This is a genomic window from Bacillus badius NBRC 15713, assembly GCF_001591605.1.
GTDB lineage: Bacteria > Bacillota > Bacilli > Bacillales > Domibacillaceae > Pseudobacillus > Pseudobacillus badius.
The window spans coordinates 23,870-46,016 of record NZ_BCVF01000035.1; the positions used below are offsets into that span (position 1 = coordinate 23,870).

A 22,147-nucleotide genomic window follows, 5' to 3' on the forward strand; every position below is an offset into this window, starting at 1 on the left:
GAGTGGTCAATATGGACTTGCAAGCTGCTGAAAAGAGAGCACAGGAGCTTCATAATCTATTAAATCAGTATAATTATGAATATTACGTGCTGGACCAGCCGTCTGTTCCTGACTCGGAGTATGACCGCTTGACGCAGGAGCTGCTCAAGCTGGAGGAGCAGTTTCCGGAGCTGCAAACGCCTGACTCGCCGACTCAGCGTGTGGGCGGTGAAGTGCTGGACGCTTTTAAAAAAGTGCGGCATAATGTGCCGATGCTCAGTTTAGCCAATGCGTTCAATGAAGAGGATTTACGGGACTTTGACCGCCGTGTGAGCCAGGTCCTTGATGAAAACAGCTATTCCTATGTATGTGAATTGAAAATTGATGGACTGGCGGTTTCGTTAAAATATGAAGATGGTTTGTTTGTTCAGGGATCTACACGAGGAGATGGAGCGGTCGGTGAGGACATTTCCGCCAACTTGAGAACGATCCGTTCCATTCCTCTTCGAATCAAAGAGCCGCTGACAATGGAAGTGCGCGGTGAAGCCTTTATGCCGAAGCAATCTTTTATTGCCTTAAACGCTATTCGTGATGAAAAAGGAGAGGAACCGTTTGCTAATCCGCGCAATGCAGCGGCGGGATCTTTGCGTCAGCTCGATCCCCGCATTGCAGCTTCCCGCAACTTGGATATTTTTCTCTATGGAGTGGCTGAAGCAGAAGGAATAGGGGTGAAAACCCACAGTGAAAGCTTGGAGATGCTCGATCAATTAGGTTTTAAGACGAACCAAGAGAGAACAGTGTGCCGTACGATTGATGAGGTGATCCGCTATGTCAGCGGCTGGGGAGAGAAGCGGCCAAAGTTGCCTTATGAAATTGACGGCATTGTTATCAAGGTAAATGCGCTGGCACAGCAAAAAGAAATGGGGGCAACGGCGAAAAGTCCTCGTTGGGCAATTGCTTTTAAGTTTCCGGCCGAGGAAGTGGTAACGAAACTAACAGGCATCACATTAAGTGTAGGCCGGACCGGCGTCGTCACGCCAACCGCTTTGCTGCAGCCGGTAAAAGTGGCCGGGACAACTGTACAAAGAGCGACATTGCACAATGAAGATTTAATTAGGGAAAAGGATATTAAAATTGGTGATTTTGTCGTCATCAAAAAAGCGGGCGATATCATTCCTGAAGTGGTGAACGTGATTGCGGACAGGCGGACAGGCGAGGAAGAAGAGTTTCATATGCCGACACACTGCCCGGAATGCAACAGCGAACTCGTCCGTCTGGAAGGAGAAGTGGCGCTCCGCTGCATCGACCCGCAGTGTCCTGCGCAAATACGGGAAGGCATGATCCACTTCGTTTCCCGCAATGCGATGAATATTGACGGTTTAGGGGAAAAGGTGGTAGCCCAGCTGTATAGAAGCGGTCTCGTGCACGATGTGTCTGATTTATACAGTCTCAACAAGGAGCAGCTGATTCAGCTTGAGCGAATGGGGGAAAAGTCCGCAGATAATCTGCTGAAGGCCATTGAAGCCTCGAAAGAAAATTCGCTCGAGAAGTTATTGTTCGGCCTCGGCATTCGCCATGTCGGCGCCAAGGCGGCAAAAACACTGGCCCAGCACTTTGAAACGATGCAGGCACTGGCCGAGGCGGAGGCTGAACAGTTAACAGCTATTCATGAAATCGGCGGCAAGATGGCGGAAGCAATTGTCACCTATTTCAATCAGCCGAATGTCAGTGAATTGATTGCCAAGTTGCAGGCTGCAGGAGTAAATATGGCTTATAAGGGGCCAAAGCTTGCGGCTGTAGAGGCATCTGATTCATTTTTTGCCGGAAAAACAGTGGTTTTAACCGGGAAGCTTCATGAACTGACCCGCAATGAGGCGAAGGAGCAGATTGAAGCGCTCGGCGGAAAAGTAGCTGGCAGCGTCAGCAAAAACACCGATCTCGTCGTTGCCGGTGAAGAAGCAGGATCGAAGTTGGAGAAAGCGTTGCAGTTAGGGATCGACGTATGGGATGAACAAAAGCTGTTAGATGAACTTAATAAGTAAGAGGTGGCTCTTTTGAATAAAAAAATTTTTTCGGCGGCCCTTGCAGCGATACTTCTTGTGAGTGGGTGCGCGCCGAAATTAGAGAAGAAAGAAGAAGTGATCCGGGGAGACGGGAAGCAGGAGAAAGCGATTATTCCCAACTACCAAGTTTCTGAGAATTTTTACCGGACGATCATCCCCTTTAAGCCGGGAAAGGCAAGGGGAATGGTGGTCTCTAATCTGAATACACGCTATGACATTGTAGAGTTTGAAACGGGGTTAATGAGAATTGCCCAGGACAATTTTTCTCCGAAGAATTATTTGTTCCAAGAAGGGCAAATGTTAGATGGAGATGTCATCAAAGCGTGGCTGAAGCGGAAGTATACCGATGAACAGCTCAAGAAAAAAGAACTGAAGCCGGAAGAGAACCTGGGGCTGAATCCGATAGATGATGAAAAAGGCTCTGTGGAGCAGCGGAATAAAAAGAGTCCGATTTATTTGTCGCATATTATGGAGCACGATTATTTAACTAAAACAGAAAACAATTCCTTGCAGTTATCGGGAGCGGTTATCGGCCTGGCTTTGAACTCAGTGCATTATTACACGAAAGAGAAATACGGGGCGGTATATGAAAATAAACTGGCCGATGAAGTCGTTGAGCAGGAAGGGAAGAAAATAGCGGAAGAGGTAGCCAAACGAGTCCGGCAAACAAAAGGGTTAAAGGATGTGCCTGTCACGATTGCTTTATTTAAGCAGGCGCCGAAAAACTCAGTTGTGCCCGGCAATTTTATCGCTTATACCCATCTTGATGCCGATGAAAGCGACATTAGAGGATGGGAGAAGGTGAAGGAGAAATATTACCTGTTCCCATCGCCTGAAGCGGAAAAAGACCATAGGGATGATATGACCTACTTTTTGAACTTCAAGCAGGATTTGGAGAAGGAATTCAAAAACTATAATGGCGTTGTCGGTACCGCTCTCTATAATGGAGAAGAGCTTGTTGACTTGAAAATCAAAATCCCTATTCAATTTTACGGAAAAGCCGAGGCCATTGGCTTTACACAGTATGTGACAGGGCTAGTGATGGATCACTTCCCGGCCTATATCCCAATCGAGTTAACGATTTCCTCAGTCAATGGGCCAGAAGCGTTGATTGTGAAAAAAGCGAACGAGAAAGAACCGCAAGTGCATATATATGAGTAACTGAAAAGAGGGGACAGACCCTGCTTCAGACCGCAGGCAAACTTGAATGGAAATCGAGTTTGCCTGCGGTTTTTTTTGTTGCCTGCGAACGCGGGCGGAGGATCGTTAGTTCCATCTCCCTGTTTGCAAGCCGATGTCTGGGAGCAGTAGCCGGCTAGGTCTGGAAGAGATCTGAGAAGACTTGAATTATAGATTTAGAGCCGTTTGCCATTCTCTCTGAACTCTTGAAGTCTAACAAACACCTCTGTTATGAAAAGGCCGTTCATTTATTTTTGATTTCCTCCAGAAGGGAAATCATTTTTTCATTTTGTTCAATTATCATTTGATTTTGCTTTCTCAGTTTTGTGAAGTCAAATAAATAAACTAATAGGATCGCTATAACGAGGAATCCCATACACTCACTCCTATATCTTCTTTTTTTCAAATTATACCATTTTTTGTGACGGATGGATTGGCTCAGCTTTGCAGCCAAGACCATGGAAAGATAAAGAGAATTTTTGATGCAAAGGGACGAAAACGTTAAATTCGGCTGCTGTTTTTAAATTTATTTAAAAAAGGTTGATATTTCCTGAAAACTGTATTATAAATATTAATACAGTTAATACGGTTTGCCGAAAGGAAGCGAAGCGATGTTTACGATTGATACGAGGAGCCGTGTGCCGATTTATGAGCAGCTGATGAGTAAGTTAAAGGAACTGATCATTCGCGAAGTGTGGAAGGAAGACGAAAAGCTGCCGTCTGTACGGTCACTGGCTCAGGATTTGACAATAAATCCTAATACGATTCAAAAGGCGTACCGCGAATTGGAGCGGGAAGGATATATTTATTCTGTCCCGGGCAAGGGAAGCTTTGTCGCCCCTGTAAAAAAAGAAATCAGCGAGGAGCGGATGATGGTGCTGAAGAAGGAACTGGAGAGGGTTGTAGGCGAGATTTTATTTTTAGGCGTATCAAAAGAGGATGTTATTCGTTTGATCGAAACGATGGATGAGCCGGAAAGGGGGAGCGAGGATGATTACAGCTGAAAACATATCGAAGCGATTCGGCCGCTATGAAGCGGTAAAGGATGTATCCATTCATGTGAAAAAAGGATCTATCTACGGGCTGCTTGGCTCCAATGGGGCTGGAAAGACGACCTTTTTAAAAATTATTACCGGAATCATGCGGCCAGATAAGGGAGCAGCAAAAATTGGGGAAGCAGCCGTCTATGAGCAGCCGGAGGTGAAGGAACGAACAATATTTATCCCGGATCAGCCCTATTTCTTTCAGCAATCGACGCTGATGCAGATGGCAGCCTTTTATAAAGCGGTGTACACACGCTGGAATGACCGGCGCTTCGTTCAGCTGTATGAGCATTTCGCTCTGGACCCGCATGCCAAGCTTTCACGGATGTCTAAAGGGATGCAGCGGCAGGCGGCCTTTATCTTAACTTTATCAGCGATGCCGGACGTGCTTGTGCTTGATGAACCATTTGACGGTCTTGATCCGGTTGTGCGCCAGCAAGTAAAGAACCTCTTGATCCAAGATGTAAGCGAGCGGGAAATGACAGTGATTGTCTCCTCCCACAACCTTCGCGAGATGGAGGACTTTTGTGACAGTGTCGGTATTATGCATAAAGGCGGTCTGTTGTTTGAACGTGAATTAGAAGAATTAAAGACGGATATTTGCAAGGTGCAGGTGGCTTTCCGGCAAGTGCCTGACCAGTCGTTCTTGGACGGCTTGAATCTTCTTCATTATGAAAAACGGGGCCGCGTGTTTATTTGCATCGTCCGCGGACAGGAGGAGGACATCGAACGGCATGTTCAATCATTTGAACCGGCTATTTTCGATATCCTGCCGCTGACGCTTGAAGAGATATTTACGTATGAAATGGGGAGTGTCGGCTATGAAATCCGGAATCTTATCGTTTAATAAGGGGCTGTTTCAGCAGCATGTCCGCTCTGTTTTATGGATCAGCATCTTTTTTGTATTGGCACTCTTAATCATTCTGCCGCTCGGCATGTGGATGGTTTTCTTGAATACGGAGACGCCGGAGGAGCTTTTGCCTGCTAAAGGGAAAAATGGACTGCTTCATTTCTTTTATGGGTTTCAGTACGTGACTTTCCTTGTCTTTCCTGTTATTACCGGCTTGGTCTTAACAAGCTACATGACGAAAAAAGGCTCGTCCGATTTTATGAACAGCCTGCCATTTAAGCGGGAAACTTTATTGACTCATGTATACGCAGCGGGCGGTGCAGCTCTGACCCTTCCGGTTGTGTTAAATGGAATAGTGATGCTGCTGATCCGGCCGTTTATTAAGCTGCCGCTTTACACAATCAGTGATGTCTTTAGCTGGATGGGCCTTTCACTGGTCATTATTCTGCTGTTGTTTGCAGTAACGGTTTTCGTTGGTTTATTTATCGGCTCTACGCTGCTGCAAGGAGTGATGGCTTACGGTATTTTCATTTTGCCGGGGGCGCTCATTATGCTGGTTTTGTCGAATGCCCGTTTTTTTGTGAACGGTCTGGCTGCTGATGCTTATATAGAAAATGTATTTCAAGAAGGAATTTTCCTGATAAGGGGCTCTTTGATTGAGAACAAGCCCTTCAGCGGCTTAGAGCTGACTCTTTATATCGCACTGATTGTCGTGCTTGTCGCCGTTTCGTATTTTGTTTATAAAATCAGACCGGCGGAAGCCGTAGATGAGACGATTGCTTTTCCGTTTTTCCGCTCTTTATTTATCTTTAGCCTGACGCTGATGGCGATGCTCACTGGCGGGCTGTACTTTGCAGAATTTTTGGATGGAGCGTTTGGCTGGACGATGTTTGGCTGTCTCATTGGAGCTTTTGCCGGCTATACGATTATGCAAATGATCGTTCAGAAAACCTTGCGCCTCGCATGGCCATGGAAAGGGTTCGTTCTTTATATCGCTGCCCTCCTTGTTTTACTTGTGCCAACAGTTATCTTTGCCAATATATATGAGAAGAAAGTTCCTGAAGAAAACGAGGTTACATCCGTCTATATCGGAGATCATTTCTTTGACAATGCATCGTATATTCCTGATTCTGTTGCCATAGATAAAGCGATGACAGGGGAACTGAAGGAAAGAGAATCGATCCAGCAAGCGATCTCCCTTCATAAACAGCTGGTGAAGAAAGGAAAGCCGTCCAGGCAGCGAGGGTACCCAGTCGGAATTAAGTATAAGCTGAAGGACGGCAGCCAAGTGCAGCGCCATTATTATGTCGAATCGAAACAATTAGCTGGGATAACAGAAGAAATAAGAAATAATCCGGAGTTTAAAAGAAAGTCTAATCCGCTGTTTACGATTTCCCGGCCTGAAAAAATTAGTTATTTAACGGTCGTTGAAACTCAAGCCACAAGACAGCTCCGGGTGACAGAGCAGAAAGAAATGATGGATTTGCTCCAAATGATGAAGAACGATGCTTTAAATGAAACGTCGCCTCAGTTTAAAGAGTATGACTTTTCATATGTTGGCGAAGTGCAGGTCTGGTTTACCGACGGGGAAATGCTATCGGTACCCATTTACCTTGGGCAGGAACAGACAGTCAACTATATTCGTCAAAAGGTTAAGGGAGGCAGCAGCTTTGCCTCAGCTGAACAAGTGTTGGAAGCGTATATCCTTACAACGGATACGGAAGAACGCCGCCAGCAGTTCATTGATTATATGAATGAAAATTCTTTCGTCGATCAAGCATCTCCGCTCGGTGATTTCCCGGTGCCGGCTCAGCAGGTGAAAGATCCTGCTCAATTAAAGAAGCTGCTGGATCCCGCGAACTTAAGTGACGAAGACAGCAGCAAGAAGCTGCTCGTCAGATGGAGAGGAAATAAAGAAGTATCTGCTGTGGGAATAAGAGAATAACAGAGGCTGCCGAGCGTTTCTCGGCAGCCTTTTATTTTTTTGTCGAAAAGAAAATTTAAAATTGTTTGAAAAAAAGGTTTCCATTTTTTTATCTCTGTTATATAATACAAACATAGAAAGTTAACTGTTTTATAACAATCAGTGATCAACTAATCAGCCACGAACATAGAAGCAGCGGGCATGCAAAGAGGGAATGCCGAAAAAAACAAGGGCAGTGCTGTTACATAACTTTTTCAAACAGCCCTTGCATCACATTCACAAAAACGTATGGGAGGAATCAAAATGACAAACGAACGCGTACAGCAATTACAAGAGCAATGGGAGAATGATAAAAGATGGCAAGGGGTTACTCGTCCATATTCTGCGGAGGAAGTGATTAAGCTGCGCGGCTCTATTGATATTGAACATACACTGGCACGCCGCGGAGCTGAAAAACTATGGAACTATTTAAATACAGAAGATTTCATTAATGCGCTTGGTGCTTTAACTGGAAACCAGGCTGTCCAGCAAGTAAAAGCCGGACTGAAGGCCATTTACTTGAGCGGCTGGCAAGTGGCAGCGGATGCAAACCTTTCTGGTCATATGTATCCGGACCAAAGCTTGTATCCGGCAAACAGTGTGCCGAGCGTAGTCAAGCGCATCAATCAAGCGTTGCAGCGCGCCGACCAAATCGCCCACATGGAAGGCGATGACTCCATTGATTATTTTGCGCCGATCGTAGCAGATGCGGAAGCAGGCTTTGGCGGCCAGCTGAACGTATTTGAATTAATGAAGGGCATGATTGAAGCAGGGGCAGCAGGCGTTCACTTTGAAGACCAGCTTTCTTCAGAGAAGAAATGCGGCCATTTAGGAGGAAAAGTGCTGCTTCCAACGAAAACAGCAGTGAAAAATTTGATTGCTGCCCGCCTTGCAGCTGATGTCATGGGAACACCGACTCTTCTTGTTGCCCGTACAGATGCCAACGCCGCAGATTTGATTACAAGTGATTTTGATCCGGCCGATGCGCCATTCATCACTGGCGAGCGTACACCGGACGGCTTCTACCGTACAAAAGCAGGGATAGATCAAGCGATTGCCCGCGGATTGGCTTATGCTCCGTATGCTGATCTGATCTGGTGCGAAACATCCGAGCCGAACTTGGAAGAAGCCCGCCGTTTTGCAGAAGCCATTCACGAGAAGTTCCCTGGAAAAATGCTTGCGTATAACTGCTCACCTTCTTTCAACTGGAAAGCGAAACTTGATGACGAAACAATTGAAACCTTCCAAGTAGAGCTTAGCAAAATGGGCTATAAGTTCCAGTTTGTTACATTGGCTGGTTTCCACTCCTTGAACCATAGCATGTTCCAGCTCGCGCTTGGCTACAAAGATCGTGGAATGGGTGCCTACTCCGAGCTGCAGCAAGCGGAATTTGACTCCGAAAAAGACGGCTATACAGCTACCCGCCACCAGCGTGAAGTGGGCACGGGCTATTTCGACCAAGTGTCAATGGTCGTATCCGGCGGCGAATCCTCCACAACTGCGTTGAAAGGTTCAACCGAGGAAGAGCAATTTCAAACACAGGGCTGATTCAACGAGCTGCCTCCATTAATGGAGGCAGCTTTTTTTGAGTTTCTGTTTGAAAAGACCAGAAATGATTTTCTTCGGAATACAAGCTATTTGAATGGACAAAAGCGTGCTACAATAAAGGCTGGAGAAATCCGTTGGCATATTGCTAGTACGCCTTATTATTTGATAAGATGAATAGTATTGTGACCGTTTTATATTTTTCTTGGAGGTGAAGGGAATTGTCACGAATTTCCGAAGAGCAAGTCAGACACGTCGCTCATCTTGCGCGTCTGGCGGTAACAGATGAAGAAGTAGAAAAATTCACCGCTCAGCTTGACAGTATTATTCAATTTGCTGAGCAGTTAAATGAACTTGATACAACAGGCGTGAAACCGACGTCGCACGTATTAGACATGAAAAATGTACTGCGCGAAGATCAATCCAAGCCGGGGTTGCCGCGTGAAGAAGTATTGAAAAATGCTCCAGATCACGAAGATGGACAAATCCGAGTGCCGGCGATCATTGAGTAAGGAGAGAACGAAATGTCATTATTTAATCATACGTTGACTGAACTTCATGACCTTTTACATAAGAAAGAAATTTCGATCCCTGATTTAGTGGGTGAATCTTATAAAAGAATTGGCGAAGTAGAAGAGAAAGTCAAAGCATTTATTACATTGAATGAAGAAAATGCCCGCAAACAAGCAGAGGCCTTGCAGGCGAAGGTTGGTACAGATGAATCTAAAGGGCTGCTGTTTGGAATGCCAATCGGAATTAAAGATAATATTGTCACAAAAGGACTGCGCACAACGAGCGGCAGCCAGATTTTAAATAATTTTGATCCGATTTATGATGCGACTGTGATGAATAAGCTTCAGGACGCGCAGGCTATCACCATCGGAAAATTAAACATGGATGAATTCGCCATGGGGTCATCCACTGAAAATTCCAGCTACCAGAAGACAGCAAATCCATGGGACTTAAGCAGAGTGCCGGGAGGATCATCGGGCGGTTCAGCGGCAGCGGTTGCGGCAGGGGAAGTTCCGTTCTCGCTCGGATCTGATACAGGCGGCTCCATTCGCCAGCCGGCAGCTTTTTGCGGCGTGGTCGGCTTGAAACCGACATATGGCCGTGTTTCCCGTTTCGGCTTGATTGCTTTTGCGTCATCTTTAGACCAAATCGGCCCGCTGACACGCAACGTAGAGGATAACGCCCGTTTGCTGGAGGCTATTTCAGGAGTGGATCCAATGGATGCCACATCCGCTAACGTGCCAGTTGACACTTACTCCGACGCGTTAACAGGCGACATTAAAGGCCTGAAAATTGCGGTGCCGAAAGAGTATTTAGGTGAAGGTGTCGCAGCTGATGTCCGTCAGTCTGTCATGGACGCTTTGAAGGTATTGGAAGGCTTGGGTGCTACATGGGAAGAAGTGTCTCTTCCGCACTCACAATACGGCTTAGCCACTTACTATTTACTTTCTTCTTCAGAAGCATCTTCTAACCTTGCCCGCTTTGACGGCATCCGTTACGGCTATCGGACAGAAAATGCGGAAAGCTTAATCGACCTTTACAAAAACACGCGTGCAGAAGGCTTTGGCGATGAAGTGAAGCGCCGCATCATGCTCGGTACATTTGCTTTAAGCTCCGGCTACTACGATGCCTATTACAAAAAAGCGCAGCAAGTCCGCACGCTGATCAAGAAAGATTTTGAAGACGTATTTGAAAAGTACGATGTCATCATTGGGCCAACAACACCGACACCTGCTTTTAAAATTGGTGAAAATATTGCTGACCCGCTGACAATGTATGCAAACGATATCTTAACGATTCCAGTGAACCTTGCAGGGGTTCCGGGCATTTCCGTGCCATGCGGATTCTCAGGCGGCATGCCGCTGGGTCTGCAAATTATCGGCAAGCACTTTGATGAAAAAACAGTTTACCGCACAGCTTATGCATATGAGCAGGCAACAAATTTTCATCAACAGAAACCATCGCTGTAAGGGGTGACACACATGAACTTTGAAACGGTTATTGGGCTTGAAGTCCACGTAGAATTGAAAACAGAATCAAAAATCTTTTCTTCTGCTCCCGCTCATTTTGGAGCAGAGCCGAACACAAATACAACAGTTATCGATCTTGCCTATCCAGGTGTGCTCCCTGTTTTAAATAAGCAGGCAGTAGAGTTTGCGATGAAAGCGGCTATGGCATTAAACTGTGAAATTAACACAGAAACGAAATTTGACCGTAAAAATTATTTTTATCCTGACAATCCAAAAGCTTACCAAATTTCCCAATTTGATAAGCCGATTGGCGAAAATGGCTGGATTGAGATTGAAGTCAACGGCGAGAAAAAGAAGATTGGCATTACCCGTCTTCATCTGGAGGAGGATGCCGGAAAATTAACGCATTCCCGGAACGGTTATTCGCTTGTCGACTACAACCGTCAAGGCACGCCGCTTGTTGAAATCGTTTCTGAGCCGGATATTCGCACGCCGGAAGAAGCCTATGCCTATCTTGAAAAGCTGAAATCCATCGTTCAATATACTGAAGTGTCCGACTGTAAGATGGAAGAAGGGTCTCTTCGCTGTGATGCCAACATTTCCCTTCGTCCATACGGTCAGGAAGAGTTCGGTACGAAAACAGAGTTGAAAAACTTAAACTCTTTCAACTTTGTTAGAAAAGGGCTGGAGTATGAAGAAAAGCGCCAGGCAGATGTATTGTCTTCCGGCGGTGTCATCGAACAGGAAACACGCCGCTTTGATGAAGCGACAGGCAAAACCCTGCTTATGCGCGTGAAAGAAGGGTCTGATGACTACCGCTACTTCCCTGAGCCGGATCTAGTCGAATTGTATATTGACGATGAATGGAAAGAGCGTGTCCGCGCTTCTATTCCGGAATTGCCGGATCAGCGGAAAGAACGTTATATGAACGAACTGGGCCTGCCGGCGCATGATGCCAAAGTGCTGACGATCACAAAGGAAATGTCCGACTTTTTCGAAGCGACTGTTCAAGAAGGAGCCGATCCTAAACTGGCTTCTAACTGGCTCATGAGTGAAGTGTCAGCTTACTTGAACGCCGAAGGAAAAGAGTTAGGAGAGGTTGCCCTGACACCGCAGAACCTGGCGGCCATGATTGCTTTAATCGAGAAAGGCACGATTTCTTCTAAAATTGCGAAGAAAGTCTTTAAAGAGCTTGTTGAAAACGGCGGTGATCCGGAAACAATCGTCAAGGAAAAAGGACTTGTGCAGATTTCGGATGAAGGGGCTTTGATGCAATTTATTACAGAAGCACTAGATGCAAACCCTCAATCTATCGAAGACTTTAAAAATGGCAAAAGCAAAGCAGTCGGCTTCCTTGTCGGCCAAATCATGAAAGCATCTAAAGGACAAGCCAATCCGTCTGTATTGAATAAATTATTACTTGAAGAAATTAAAAAACGGTAAACCCAAAGCCTCTCAAGCTGTCTGCTTGAGAGGCTTTTTCTTATGAGCGAAGAGCTGGTGCAATGTAGAAGTAGATGAGCATCGTTTGTAAAGAGGTTCTGCATGAAAGGTCATCTTATTTTCCATACGATGACCCGGCTTTTATTATTTTGAAATCTCTCATCAAAAAAGAATCCCCTTCATTTGAATCTCTTTCTAAAGCTAAGGCGAGAGGATCTTTGTGCAGCAGGGAAAAGTAAATGATTTTCTGGTCTAAATAGGAAAGAGAAAGTTTTAATTCCAAGTTGACTTGTAGGGAATTAAACGCTAATATATACATAACCTATAAAAATAATCGGAATTGAAAGGGGAGCCAATAATGAAAGAGCAGTTTACAGTTATTCCAGGAGCAGAATCGTTTTACTTTGAAGGGAGCGAAATTGGTATCTTGCTGTCCCATGGGTTTATTGGTACGCCGCAAAGTGTGCGGTTTTTGGGGGAAGAGCTTGCAAAGCAGGGCTTTACCGTATTGGCTCCTCGTTTAAAAGGGCATGGCACCCATTACCTTGATATGGAGCCGTGCACGCATGAGGATTGGTATAAGAGCCTGAAGCAAGGATATTTACAGTTGAAAAAGCGCGGAAAAAGAGTGTTTGTGATGGGACAGTCAATGGGTGGGACGTTAGCTCTTAAGCTGGCTGCTGAGCACAAGGACATTGAAGGCATAGTTACCATTAATGCAGCTTTGACGTTGCCTGCCTTTGAATATTTGAAGGCATCACCAGCTCCCCGTTTTATAAAAGAAGGAGCCCCTGACATAAAAAAAGAAGGCGTTCAGGAAATTACGTATGAACAAGCGTCTGTCCGGGCCATTCGCGAATTGCAGAAATTAATGGCTGAACTTCCTCCGATTATCGGAAGAGTTTCCATTCCAGCTTTATGCATAAAATCAATGACAGATCATGTCGTTCCTCCTGAAAACACGGTTTTCATTTATCGGGCACTCGCCTCCGAAAACAAACAGCTTGTTACGCTGCCTAACTCCTATCATGTCGCTTCTATGGATTACGATAAGGAGCTCATTGCGGAGCAGGCGGCCCGCTTTATTCACGCTGTTTCTGCCACTTCTTCCTATGTTGCAGTGAAATAACCTTCCGCTCTTGCAGAACGGAAGGTTATTTTGGTTTCCATCTGCATAAAAAGAGGTAAATATAAAAAGATAAAACAAAGAGGTGAAGATGATGAGAAGAAGTTTGGGCCCACTCGCTATTATTGCCATTATCGTTATTGTATTGGCGGCTATGCTCATAACAAGCTATAACAGCATGGTTGCAAAAGAGGAGGATGTTGACCAAGCTTATGCCCAAGTGGAAAATCAGCTGCAGCGGCGAATGGATTTGATTCCTAATCTAGTGAATACGGTGAAAGGCTTTGCTAGTCATGAAAAAGAAGTGTTAAAAAATGTTTCGGATGCCCGGGCAAAATTAGCCGGAGCCGGATCGCCGCAAGAACAAGCTGAGGCGAATGATGAGCTGTCCGGGGCGTTGAGCCGATTGCTGGTCGTTGTTGAAAATTACCCGCAGCTAAAAGCGGACGCTAACTTCAGGCAATTGATGGATGAATTGGCTGGAACGGAAAACCGGTTAGTTGTTGCCCGTCAAGATTACAATGCCCAAGTGGCAGCATACAATAAAAAAGTAAAAAGATTCCCAGGTTCTTTGATGGCAGGAATATTTGGCTTTGATGAAAAAGAGTACTTTAAGGCCGAGGCAGGAGCAAAGGAAGCGCCGAAAGTAGATTTTGAGGGTGTACAGGAATGATGAGAAAAGCTGCTTTCTTTTTGGCAGCAGCGATTCTTTTCATTCAATTGCTTACTTTGCCGGTTTTAGCCGCTCCTGCTCCGCGGGGAGATATTTATGTTCAAGATTTTTCCAGTGTATTGTCCGCTGAACAAAAAGCTGAACTGATCCAGCTGGGCCGGCAGCTTGAAGATGCTACCACTGCTCAAGTGGCTGTTCTGATTGTGCCCACGACGGAAGGAAAGCCAATCACTCAATATGCCAATGAAGCCTTTCGGCAATATGGCCTGGGAAGAGAAACGGACAATAACGGAGTGCTGCTCGTTTTGACAACAGAAAAGGAAGAAGGGAAGCGGCACATTCAGGTGGAGGTTGGCTATGGACTGGAAGGAGCGCTGCCGGATGGCAAGGTTGGCCGGATTTTAGATGAATACGCGACGCCTTATCTGAAAAATGAAGAGCCGGCTAAGGCGGTGATGAATACTTATAAAGCCCTGTACAACGAAACAGCTGCTGAATATGGCTGGGATGGCCATGCAGCAGAGGCAATGCCTTATGCTGCAGATGAAGGCATAGGGATTTCTCCGCTTTTGCTTATTGTTATTGCTGCCATCGTGATTTTTTTGGATATGAAATTTTTTGGCGGCTTTTTAACTCAAATTTTCCTTGTCTTTTTGTCCCGCGGAGGCGGCGGAGGTGGAAGCCGCGGCGGGGGAGGCGGCTCATCCGGAGGCGGTGGAGCCGGCCGGAATTGGTGAGGTGAAATCTCAGGGAGAAGGGGTGACTCTGCAAAAGAGTCACCCGTTTTTTGTTGTGCTTTCGCAGGCATGCTCTTTAATTGTTTCAATCAACAGAGCTGCTGCCTGCTCAATTTCTTTTTCTGTCACATTCAGCGGCGGAAGAAGACGGATCGTATTCGTGCCGGCTGTTAGAATGAGCAGTCCTTTTTGGCGCGCTGCCGAGAGGAGCGGCGCAGCTTCTTCAGTTAGCTCTATGCCAATCATTAAGCCTTTGCCTTTTAGCCTTTTCACTTGCGGAACAGAAGAAAGGGCTTCTGCGAGCAAGGAAGAAAGCTTATCTCCTTTTTGTTCTACCTGTGTCAAAAAGCTTTCATCAAAGATGGTTTCAAGCGTTGCTTTCGCTGCGGCAAGAGAGATAGGATTGCCGCCGAATGTGGAACCGTGCGATCCTGGCGAAAAGGCTTCAGCTAATTCTTTTTTGCCGATGATGGCGCCGAGGGGCAGGCCGCTGGCAATGCCTTTCGCGCTGGAAACAATATCGGGATCAAGGCCGATATGCTGGAAGGCAAACGGTTTGCCTGTGCGTCCGATACCCGTTTGGACCTCATCCACAATAATAAGAGAGCCGTTTTTATGAGCCCATTCTTCTGTCTGACGCAAAAACTCCGGGTTGCCGGCGTTGAGTCCGCCTTCTCCTTGAATGACCTCAAACATAACAGCCGCCGTTTCTGTATCCAATGCCTCTTTCAATGCTTCTAGATCATTGAAAGGCACATATTCGAACTTTTCGAGCATGGGGCCGAATCCGGTTTTGATCTTTTCCTGGCCTGTTGCTGCCATCGTACCGAATGTGCGTCCATGGAAGGAATCAACAAATGTGATGATTTTAGATCGTCCGGTTGCTTTGCGTGCCAGTTTGATGGCTGCTTCATTCGCCTCTGCGCCGCTATTTGCAAAAAAGACTAAATCAAGCCCTGAGGCAGCTGTTAATTGTTTAGCTACTTCCTCCTGCAGTTCAATTTGAAAGAGGTTGGATGTATGCCAAAACTTTTCAAGCTGGTCATTCACCGCCTGTTTTACGTGATCAGGCACATGCCCGAGATTGCATACGCTGATCCCGGTTGTAAAGTCTAAATATGTTTTTCCATTTTTGTCTGTCAGCCATGCTCCTTTGGCCGACACAGGGGTTACATCCCAGCGGGCATAAGTCGGAAACAAATTGCTCATACTGTTATCTTCTCCTTCACAAATTTTGTTCCAAGCCATTGACCTTGTTCATAAAAGGCTTTTTTTCCTGAAACGATATGCACGCTTTGCACATGATCGGAAAAAGCCTTTAAGGCAGAATGGACTTTCGGAATCATTCCGCCGCTAATGACTCCATCATCAATAAGTACTTTCGTTTCTGTTTCAGTAAGCGTCGGCACAAGCTTTCCGTCTTTTAAGACGCCGTCCACATCGGTCACCATAAGAAAGTGATCCGCCTGCAGGGCATTGGCTACCGCACAGGCCGCGTGGTCTGCATTAATATTCAATACTGTGCCGTCCGGACCTGCCGCGAGCGGAGTCATCACAGGAAGCAGCTGCTCCCCGCATAATAGCTGAATCAACCGGCTATTCACGGCTGTTACATCTCCAACGTAACCGAGCTGCTCTTGATCAATAAAGTCGGCCTCAAGCAGCCGGTTGTCACTGGAATTTAAGCCGATTGCCGGGATTCCGTGTTTTTCAAGCAGTCTGACAAGCTGGCGGTTTAAGCTGCCGGCAAGAGCCAGTTCGGCTGTTTGAAGTACTTGTTCGGATGTCACACGCAGACCGTTTTTAAATTCTGTTTTCACTTGCAGTGCTTCAAGCATAGAGTTGATCTCAGGACCGCCGCCATGTACAAATACGATCGCATAGCCTTGCTCCTTTAGTTCCTTCATGCTATCAAAAAAGGCTTCCGATAATTCTCCCAATACACTGCCGCCGCATTTTACCACGATCGTTTTCATAAGCTCCTCCTTGTAAAAAGCCAGCAAGGAGCCAACGTCTGCAGGCTCCTGTATAAGACAAATTATGTTCTGTAGCTGGCGTTAATCTTGATATAGTCGTAAGAAAGGTCGCATCCCCAAGCGAAGCCATGGCCTGCACCTAAATGCAGGTTGACGGTAATTTTAATTTCTTCTCCTTTTAAGTAAGCAATGACTTCTTCTTCTGAATAGTCGGCTACTTCACTTTGAGAGAGGATAAGATGATCGCCGATAGAGATATCGATGGTGTCAGGATTGACTTCAATATCGCTGTAGCCGACAGCGCTAATAATTCTTCCCCAGTTTGCATCCGCCCCATAGACCGCTGTTTTGACCAAGTTGGAACCGACGACTTCCTTGGCGGCCTTCTTGGCTTCTTCATCCGATGCGGCACCTAGAACTTCCACTTCAACAAGCTTTGTAGCCCCTTCGCCGTCACGGGCAATTTTTTTGGCAAGCTGTTCACTGACTTGATGCAACATTGAAAGGAAGACCGTCCACTCCGGATGATCAGGGGAGAGCGGCGCATTGCCAGCCAGCCCGTTGGCCATCACCACGACTGTGTCATTAGTTGAAGTGTCGCCGTCAACGGTAATTTGGTTGAACGTTTGGTCTGTAATTGCGCTTAATGCCGTTTGCAAATGGACAGAAGAAATAGCTGCATCTGTTGTCACATACGCAAGCATGGTCGCCATGTTTGGATTGATCATCCCGGAACCTTTGGCAGCTCCGCCCATTGTGACAGTTTTGCCGTCAATGGTCGCCTGTACAGCCCACTTTTTTGTAGCCAGGTCCGTTGTTAAAATAGCGGATTCGAATTGTTCGGCCGCGGCTGCCTCAGGCACCGGATGCAAATTGGAAATTCCGGCTTTTATTTTATCCATTTTTAAATATTCACCAATGACCCCGGTTGAGGAAACAGCGATCAAGTGTTCAGGAATATTTAAATGCTCTGCCAGCCATGCACGTGTTTGATAAGCATCAGCTAGTCCTTGCTTGCCGGTGCAGGCATTGGCACAGGCGCTATTGACCAAGATGGCCTGCAGCTTATTTTCCACTGACAGGCTGTCTTGTGTTACTTTGATCGGGGCAGCTTGAAAGTGGCTTGTCGTATAGACAGCGGCACTTTCGGCAGGAACTTCACTGAAAATAACCCCTAAGTCATTTTTAGAATGGCGCAAGCCCGCATGTACGCCGGCAGCGGAAAACCCTTTTGGCGAGATAATGGAGCCTTGCGTCAATGTTTGAATATGGACCGTTTCTTTAATGGCATTCATAATAGGAACCTCCTAAAAGTGGATTATGGATAGATCGGGAATCCTTTCAAGCCGGCAGTCTCCTCAAAACCAAACATCAAATTGGCATTCTGAATGGCCTGGCCTGCTGCTCCCTTCATTAAATTATCTATAACTGACACAATAGTGACTCGATTCGTGCGTTCATCAACAGTTATTCCAATATCGCAGAAGTTCGAGCCCGCGACTTCTTTGACTCCCGGAAACTCGCCGAGTGGCCGGACTCTGACGAAAAAGTCATCTGCATAGGCTTCTTCGTATAACTGGTGCAGTTCAGTCGCTGTCATTGTTTTTTTCAGCTGAGCATACATTGTTGTCATAATTCCTCGGGTGATAGGCAAAAGGTGAGTAGAGAAAGTAACAGGGCTGACCTTGTGATCCCAAAGAAGCAGCTGCTGTTCAATCTCAGGAATGTGCTGGTGCTGATTTACCTTGTAGATTTTAAAGTTATCGTTCATTTCCGCAAAGTGAACAGCAAGGGAAAGGCCGCGGCCAGCACCGGATACACCTGATTTAGCGTCAATGATAATGCCTGATTCGTCAATGACTTCTCCCTGAATCGCCGGAGCCAGACCGAGCAAGGCAGCTGTCGGATAACAGCCTGGATTGGACAAGAGATTTGCGCTTTTGACAGCTTCCCTGTTCCATTCTGTTAAGCCATATACCGCTTGATTTAACGTGTGAAGATCAGCCGGAGTTTTTTTGTACCACTTTTCGTAATGTTCTGGATTTTTCAGGCGCAAGTCGCCAGATAAATCAATCACTTTCGTGTTATTTTTCAAAAGCTTAGGCGATAGAGCGGAAGAAGCTCCAGAAGGAACTGCCAGAAAAACGGCATCGCATTCGCTTGTGATTTCTTCAGGATCAATTTTCATTAAAGGCAAAGGACAAATATCTTTCAAATGGGGATAATCTTCTGTTGCTGGCACCTGGTCTTTGCTTGATGAATAGACAGAATGAAGGGAAAAGTCTGGATGATTGGATAAAAGGCGTATAAGCTCAATTCCTCCATATCCAGTAGCCCCAATAACTGCAGCTTTCATTGTAGCCTCCTGTTGTATTTTTATTTATAAAAACTTATAAATATTAATAATTTTTTATAATTATAAAGTGGTTGCTGAATTAAATCAACCACTTTTAGAAAAAAGCCGCACTTTATGAGATAATAAGGAGAGCCATTCAGTTCATGGATCATTGCCTGCTTTTTGCGCTGTTCATAACTGTGGCCCTGTTCCTGTCAGGCTGGATGCTTAGGCGGAGCGGTCAAGAAGACTCTGACAAATTGCTTTAGATAAACAAGAGTGACTGTCTATCCGGCTGAAAATCTTCATAGAGCTTGACAAATCAGGAGAGAATAAAGGATTTCTGGAAAGAATAGCGAATAACAAAGAAGAAGTAACGAGGCTTCTTAATCAATAAATGGAGGAAAAGACCATGGATTTGATGGATTGGTTTCAAAAGGGTATCCCGGCAGATGAATACATTAATAAGATGAAAGAAAATAAGGAAAGAGTTCAGCAAATTCAATCCTCTTTTCATATTCAAAAAGATGAAGCTTCTTTTTTAACAGGTTTGCAGGCAGAGCCGTTGAAAGTGATTGTGCTTACAGAGGATTGGTGCGGCGATGCTATGCTGAATGTACCGATTCTGCTTGAAATTGCCCGTCATGCCGGCATGGAAGTTCGCTTTTTATATAGAGACGAAAACTTAGAGCTGATGGATCAATATTTGACAAATGGAACGTCCCGGGCAATACCGATTTTCATCTTTATAAACGAGCAGGGAGAAGAAAAGGCTGTTTGGGGACCGCGTGCCCAAGCGCTGCAGGAACTGGTAAACAGCAAGCGCTCCAGTCTTCCGCCGCTTGATCATGAAGAGTTTGCGGAAAAGCAAAAGGAAATGTATAAGGAATTGCAGGATGCGTTTCTTACTAAAAGGGAACTGTGGCAGGAAGTATACCGGAGCATTAAAACAGCCTTAGCTGAGCGGCTGTTTTAACAGCCTCTTTCAAAAGGCTTTCGGAAGTTTTTCCGGAGGCCTTTTTGCTGTGTCCGATTTTACTACTAAGTCCGCTTTGTTCGGCTCTTTGCTGCCGGCCGCTCGTGCAATATGGCCCAACCTTTCTTTTTGCCAAACTTCCTGCGGGAAACAATCCGGTTTCCATGTTACGATAAACAAAAGAAAGAAGAAGGTGGACATATGGATGCTGTATCAGCATATTTGGAACAGCTGAAAATGAACAAAGAACAACCAAGCTTAAATTATTTGCAGCGGCTTATCCAGCATCATTTGTCGCTGATTCCCTATGAAACATTCAGCAAATTTCATTACTTTACGAAACATGGCTGCCGCGTGCCGGGGTTTGCGCAATTTGCCGTTAATCTTACGAACAGAGGATGGGGCGGCACCTGTTATTCATTGAATATGAACTTTGCCCGCCTGCTTAAGGAATTGGGCTTTTCCTGTTCATTTGTCCGTGTGCTTCCTGGGCATGCAGCCATTATGGTTCATATGGGCGACCGTCATTTTTATGTGGATGTTGGCTACGGTTCTCCCATTACCCGCCCGATTGAGTTAAACAGCCGCCCGAGGCATGTGCTTCACGGGTTTGGAGAAGAAATTATTTTCACAAGCCGCAATGAGCAGATATTCCAGCTTGAACGGCGATCGCATGGAAAAACATTTGTAACGAAGCAGATCGTTTGGGAGCCGTTGACAGAAGAAGATTTACAGCAGGATATTGCGGCCTCTTATAAGGACTGCAGCAGTAATATTACGATGCGAAGAATCTCGGCCGTCCGTTTTCAAGGAAACAATTGTTATTTTTTGCGAAATCAAACCCTGAAAGTAATCAATTACCGGGATATTCGGGAGTATCATTTTCGTGAACAGACTCCCTGGCTTCGCACTGTGGCGGAGGCTTTCCAGATTGATGAAAAGGGAATAGAGGAGTCGCTGGCGTTTTTGAATGAGCGAGGTGTTCATTTGTTTACAAAATAGCCAAAAATTGAGAAATAGCTTTTTTACGAAAAAAGTAGTAAGATATAAGGCGGAATGTAAGTGGTAAAATTAAACATGATCATAAATGAGACTGGGATGGATAGAGATGAAAAGAGCACGAATTATTTATAATCCTACTTCAGGGCGCGAACTGTTTAAGAAGCATTTGCCGGAGGTGCTGCAAAAGCTTGAGGAAGCCGGCTATGAAACGTCTGCCCATGCGACTACTAGTTCAGGTGATGCAACAAGAGCGGCTGAAATAGCTGTAGAGCGCCGGTTTGATGTAGTGATTGCAGCTGGCGGTGACGGAACGTTGAATGAAGTCATCAACGGTTTAGCGGGAAAGGATTATCGCCCGAAATTCGGCGTGATTCCGATGGGGACAACCAATGATTTTGCCCGGGCCCTGCAGATCCCCCGCGACATTGATGGAGCTGTAGATGTGATTACAGCCGGGAAAACCATCCCGGTCGATATCGGACGAATGAATGATAAATACTTTATTAATATCGCCGGCGGAGGCCGTTTGACTGAGCTGACATATGAAGTGCCGAGCAAGCTGAAAACGATGATCGGCCAGCTGGCTTACTATTTAAAAGGCATTGAAATGCTTCCTTCCATTAAAGCCTCTGAAGTGACGATTGAATATGATGGCAAGTTATTCGAGGGAGAGGTTATGCTGTTTTTAATCGGGCTGACCAATTCTGTCGGCGGCTTTGAGAAGCTGGCGCCTGATTCTTCTGTCAACGATGGCTTGTTTTCCTTATTGATTTTAAAGAAAACGAATTTGGCGGAGTTTATTCGGATTGCTACGCTTGCCCTGCGTGGAGAGCATTTAAATGACCCGCATGTGATTTACACAAAGGCGAACCGCATTAAAGTGCACGCGCCAGAAAAGGTGCTGCTGAATCTTGACGGCGAACCGGGCGGCACACTGCCGGCAGATTTTGAAAATTTATATCGCCACCTGGAAGTGTTTGTTCCGGTTGACCAGCTGCGTCCGCAAGACCGAATTTATTAAAAAGAATGAACAAAAGAGGTTCGGAATCAAATCATGCCGAACCTCTTTCTATTTTTTAAAGACCCTTTTCAAGCTATTCGATAGAAAGATAGACCTCTCCGAATTGCTGATTCAGACCATTTTCGGACCCCGCCAAGTCATCAATAAAAGAAAAATCAACCGCTGCCTCTGCTTTGCGAACCAGACAATTGTTTCCATTGGATTCCGTTGAATGGGAGTGTGCTTCGAAAGCATCTTCATCACCGCCGCCCCGT

The 22,147-nt window shown here is 45.8% G+C and carries 20 protein-coding genes; 15 read left to right on the forward strand and 5 right to left on the reverse strand.

The features are described from left to right. Positions 1-11 precede the first annotated feature (11 nt). From ligA to BBA02S_RS15590, 12 genes are all read left to right on the forward strand, one after another. A complete protein-coding gene (gene ligA / locus BBA02S_RS15535; RefSeq protein WP_041114190.1) occupies positions 12-2,021 on the forward strand; it encodes an NAD-dependent DNA ligase LigA in 2,010 nt (669 codons plus the stop codon). A 12-nt stretch (positions 2,022-2,033) separates the two neighbouring features. Then, entirely contained in the window at positions 2,034-3,203 is a 1,170-nt protein-coding gene (locus tag BBA02S_RS15540; protein ID WP_041101130.1) for a CamS family sex pheromone protein, read from the forward strand. A gap of 629 nt (positions 3,204-3,832) precedes the next feature. After that, positions 3,833-4,225, forward strand: a complete 393-nt coding sequence (locus BBA02S_RS15545) for a GntR family transcriptional regulator (protein ID WP_041114191.1) — start codon at positions 3,833-3,835, stop codon at positions 4,223-4,225. Beyond that, positions 4,212-5,111: an ABC transporter ATP-binding protein gene (locus tag BBA02S_RS15550; RefSeq protein WP_041101134.1), complete on the forward strand. Its 900-nt coding sequence runs from the start codon at positions 4,212-4,214 to the stop codon at positions 5,109-5,111. Before BBA02S_RS15545 ends, BBA02S_RS15550 begins: the two co-directional genes overlap by 14 nt. Continuing rightward, positions 5,086-7,059 carry an ABC-2 transporter permease gene (locus BBA02S_RS15555; protein WP_041114192.1) on the forward strand — a complete coding sequence of 658 codons (1,974 nt, stop codon included), beginning with the start codon at positions 5,086-5,088 and terminating at the stop codon, positions 7,057-7,059. Before BBA02S_RS15550 ends, BBA02S_RS15555 begins: the two co-directional genes overlap by 26 nt. Before the next feature lie 282 nt (positions 7,060-7,341). Next, entirely contained in the window at positions 7,342-8,625 is a 1,284-nt protein-coding gene (gene aceA, locus BBA02S_RS15560) for an isocitrate lyase (protein ID WP_041101139.1), read from the forward strand. 218 nt (positions 8,626-8,843) lie between these two features. Beyond that, entirely contained in the window at positions 8,844-9,134 is a 291-nt protein-coding gene (gene gatC / locus BBA02S_RS15565; protein ID WP_041101140.1) for an Asp-tRNA(Asn)/Glu-tRNA(Gln) amidotransferase subunit GatC, read from the forward strand. A 12-nt stretch (positions 9,135-9,146) separates the two neighbouring features. Further along, positions 9,147-10,604, forward strand: coding sequence for an Asp-tRNA(Asn)/Glu-tRNA(Gln) amidotransferase subunit GatA (gene gatA / locus BBA02S_RS15570; protein ID WP_041101142.1), 1,458 nt, complete (start codon positions 9,147-9,149; stop codon positions 10,602-10,604). A 12-nt stretch (positions 10,605-10,616) separates the two neighbouring features. Continuing rightward, on the forward strand, positions 10,617-12,047 hold the full coding sequence (gene gatB, locus BBA02S_RS15575; protein WP_041101144.1) for an Asp-tRNA(Asn)/Glu-tRNA(Gln) amidotransferase subunit GatB: 1,431 nt from the start codon (positions 10,617-10,619) through the stop codon (positions 12,045-12,047). A 358-nt stretch (positions 12,048-12,405) separates the two neighbouring features. Further along, positions 12,406-13,176, forward strand: a complete 771-nt coding sequence (locus tag BBA02S_RS15580) for an alpha/beta hydrolase (protein ID WP_041114193.1) — start codon at positions 12,406-12,408, stop codon at positions 13,174-13,176. A 91-nt stretch (positions 13,177-13,267) separates the two neighbouring features. Beyond that, positions 13,268-13,846, forward strand: coding sequence for a LemA family protein (locus BBA02S_RS15585; RefSeq protein ID WP_041114194.1), 579 nt, complete (start codon positions 13,268-13,270; stop codon positions 13,844-13,846). Continuing rightward, a complete protein-coding gene (locus BBA02S_RS15590) occupies positions 13,846-14,583 on the forward strand; it encodes a TPM domain-containing protein (protein ID WP_041101282.1) in 738 nt (245 codons plus the stop codon). The genes BBA02S_RS15585 and BBA02S_RS15590 overlap by 1 nt, the downstream gene beginning before the upstream one ends. Before the next feature lie 39 nt (positions 14,584-14,622). Here BBA02S_RS15590 and BBA02S_RS15595 read toward each other — a convergent pair whose 3' ends face one another. The 4 genes from BBA02S_RS15595 to argC form a co-directional block, all read right to left on the reverse strand. Beyond that, positions 14,623-15,792, reverse strand: a complete 1,170-nt coding sequence (locus BBA02S_RS15595) for an acetylornithine transaminase (RefSeq protein WP_041101150.1) — start codon at positions 15,790-15,792, stop codon at positions 14,623-14,625. Further along, entirely contained in the window at positions 15,789-16,559 is a 771-nt protein-coding gene (argB, locus tag BBA02S_RS15600) for an acetylglutamate kinase (RefSeq protein WP_041114195.1), read from the reverse strand. Before argB ends, BBA02S_RS15595 begins: the two co-directional genes overlap by 4 nt. 62 nt (positions 16,560-16,621) lie before the next feature. Then, on the reverse strand, positions 16,622-17,854 hold the full coding sequence (argJ, locus tag BBA02S_RS15605; RefSeq protein ID WP_041114196.1) for a bifunctional ornithine acetyltransferase/N-acetylglutamate synthase: 1,233 nt from the start codon (positions 17,852-17,854) through the stop codon (positions 16,622-16,624). A 23-nt stretch (positions 17,855-17,877) separates the two neighbouring features. After that, positions 17,878-18,915: an N-acetyl-gamma-glutamyl-phosphate reductase gene (argC, locus tag BBA02S_RS15610; protein WP_041101156.1), complete on the reverse strand. Its 1,038-nt coding sequence runs from the start codon at positions 18,913-18,915 to the stop codon at positions 17,878-17,880. A 391-nt stretch (positions 18,916-19,306) separates the two neighbouring features. Here argC and BBA02S_RS15615 point away from each other — a divergent pair, with 391 nt between their 5' ends. The 3 genes from BBA02S_RS15615 to BBA02S_RS15630 all read left to right on the forward strand — a co-directional run bounded on the left by BBA02S_RS15615 (position 19,307) and on the right by BBA02S_RS15630 (position 21,893). Continuing rightward, positions 19,307-19,870: a thioredoxin family protein gene (locus BBA02S_RS15615; protein WP_041101158.1), complete on the forward strand. Its 564-nt coding sequence runs from the start codon at positions 19,307-19,309 to the stop codon at positions 19,868-19,870. Between the two features lie 201 nt (positions 19,871-20,071). After that, entirely contained in the window at positions 20,072-20,872 is an 801-nt protein-coding gene (locus BBA02S_RS15625; protein WP_041101162.1) for an arylamine N-acetyltransferase, read from the forward strand. 106 nt (positions 20,873-20,978) lie between these two features. Then, a complete protein-coding gene (locus tag BBA02S_RS15630; protein ID WP_041101164.1) occupies positions 20,979-21,893 on the forward strand; it encodes a diacylglycerol kinase in 915 nt (304 codons plus the stop codon). Between the two features lie 73 nt (positions 21,894-21,966). Here BBA02S_RS15630 and BBA02S_RS21055 read toward each other — a convergent pair. After that, the coding region (locus BBA02S_RS21055) for a hypothetical protein (RefSeq protein ID WP_169799373.1) at positions 21,967-22,147 on the reverse strand (181 nt) is incomplete at its 5' end.

Coding starts and splice junctions, on each gene's coding strand:
- argC (WP_041101156.1), bottom strand. CDS start 18,915: ATGAAAGCTGCAGTTATTGGGGCTACTGGATATGGAGGAATTGAGCTT.
- BBA02S_RS15580 (WP_041114193.1), top strand. CDS start 12,406: ATGAAAGAGCAGTTTACAGTTATTCCAGGAGCAGAATCGTTTTACTTT.
- argB (WP_041114195.1), bottom strand. CDS start 16,559: ATGAAAACGATCGTGGTAAAATGCGGCGGCAGTGTATTGGGAGAATTA.
- BBA02S_RS15615 (WP_041101158.1), top strand. CDS start 19,307: ATGGATTTGATGGATTGGTTTCAAAAGGGTATCCCGGCAGATGAATAC.
- gatA (WP_041101142.1), top strand. CDS start 9,147: ATGTCATTATTTAATCATACGTTGACTGAACTTCATGACCTTTTACAT.
- aceA (WP_041101139.1), top strand. CDS start 7,342: ATGACAAACGAACGCGTACAGCAATTACAAGAGCAATGGGAGAATGAT.
- BBA02S_RS15595 (WP_041101150.1), bottom strand. CDS start 15,792: ATGAGCAATTTGTTTCCGACTTATGCCCGCTGGGATGTAACCCCTGTG.
- BBA02S_RS15585 (WP_041114194.1), top strand. CDS start 13,268: ATGAGAAGAAGTTTGGGCCCACTCGCTATTATTGCCATTATCGTTATT.
- ligA (WP_041114190.1), top strand. CDS start 12: ATGGACTTGCAAGCTGCTGAAAAGAGAGCACAGGAGCTTCATAATCTA.
- BBA02S_RS15555 (WP_041114192.1), top strand. CDS start 5,086: ATGAAATCCGGAATCTTATCGTTTAATAAGGGGCTGTTTCAGCAGCAT.
- BBA02S_RS15630 (WP_041101164.1), top strand. CDS start 20,979: ATGAAAAGAGCACGAATTATTTATAATCCTACTTCAGGGCGCGAACTG.
- BBA02S_RS15550 (WP_041101134.1), top strand. CDS start 4,212: ATGATTACAGCTGAAAACATATCGAAGCGATTCGGCCGCTATGAAGCG.
- BBA02S_RS15590 (WP_041101282.1), top strand. CDS start 13,846: ATGAGAAAAGCTGCTTTCTTTTTGGCAGCAGCGATTCTTTTCATTCAA.
- gatB (WP_041101144.1), top strand. CDS start 10,617: ATGAACTTTGAAACGGTTATTGGGCTTGAAGTCCACGTAGAATTGAAA.
- BBA02S_RS15625 (WP_041101162.1), top strand. CDS start 20,072: ATGGATGCTGTATCAGCATATTTGGAACAGCTGAAAATGAACAAAGAA.
- BBA02S_RS15545 (WP_041114191.1), top strand. CDS start 3,833: ATGTTTACGATTGATACGAGGAGCCGTGTGCCGATTTATGAGCAGCTG.
- argJ (WP_041114196.1), bottom strand. CDS start 17,854: ATGAATGCCATTAAAGAAACGGTCCATATTCAAACATTGACGCAAGGC.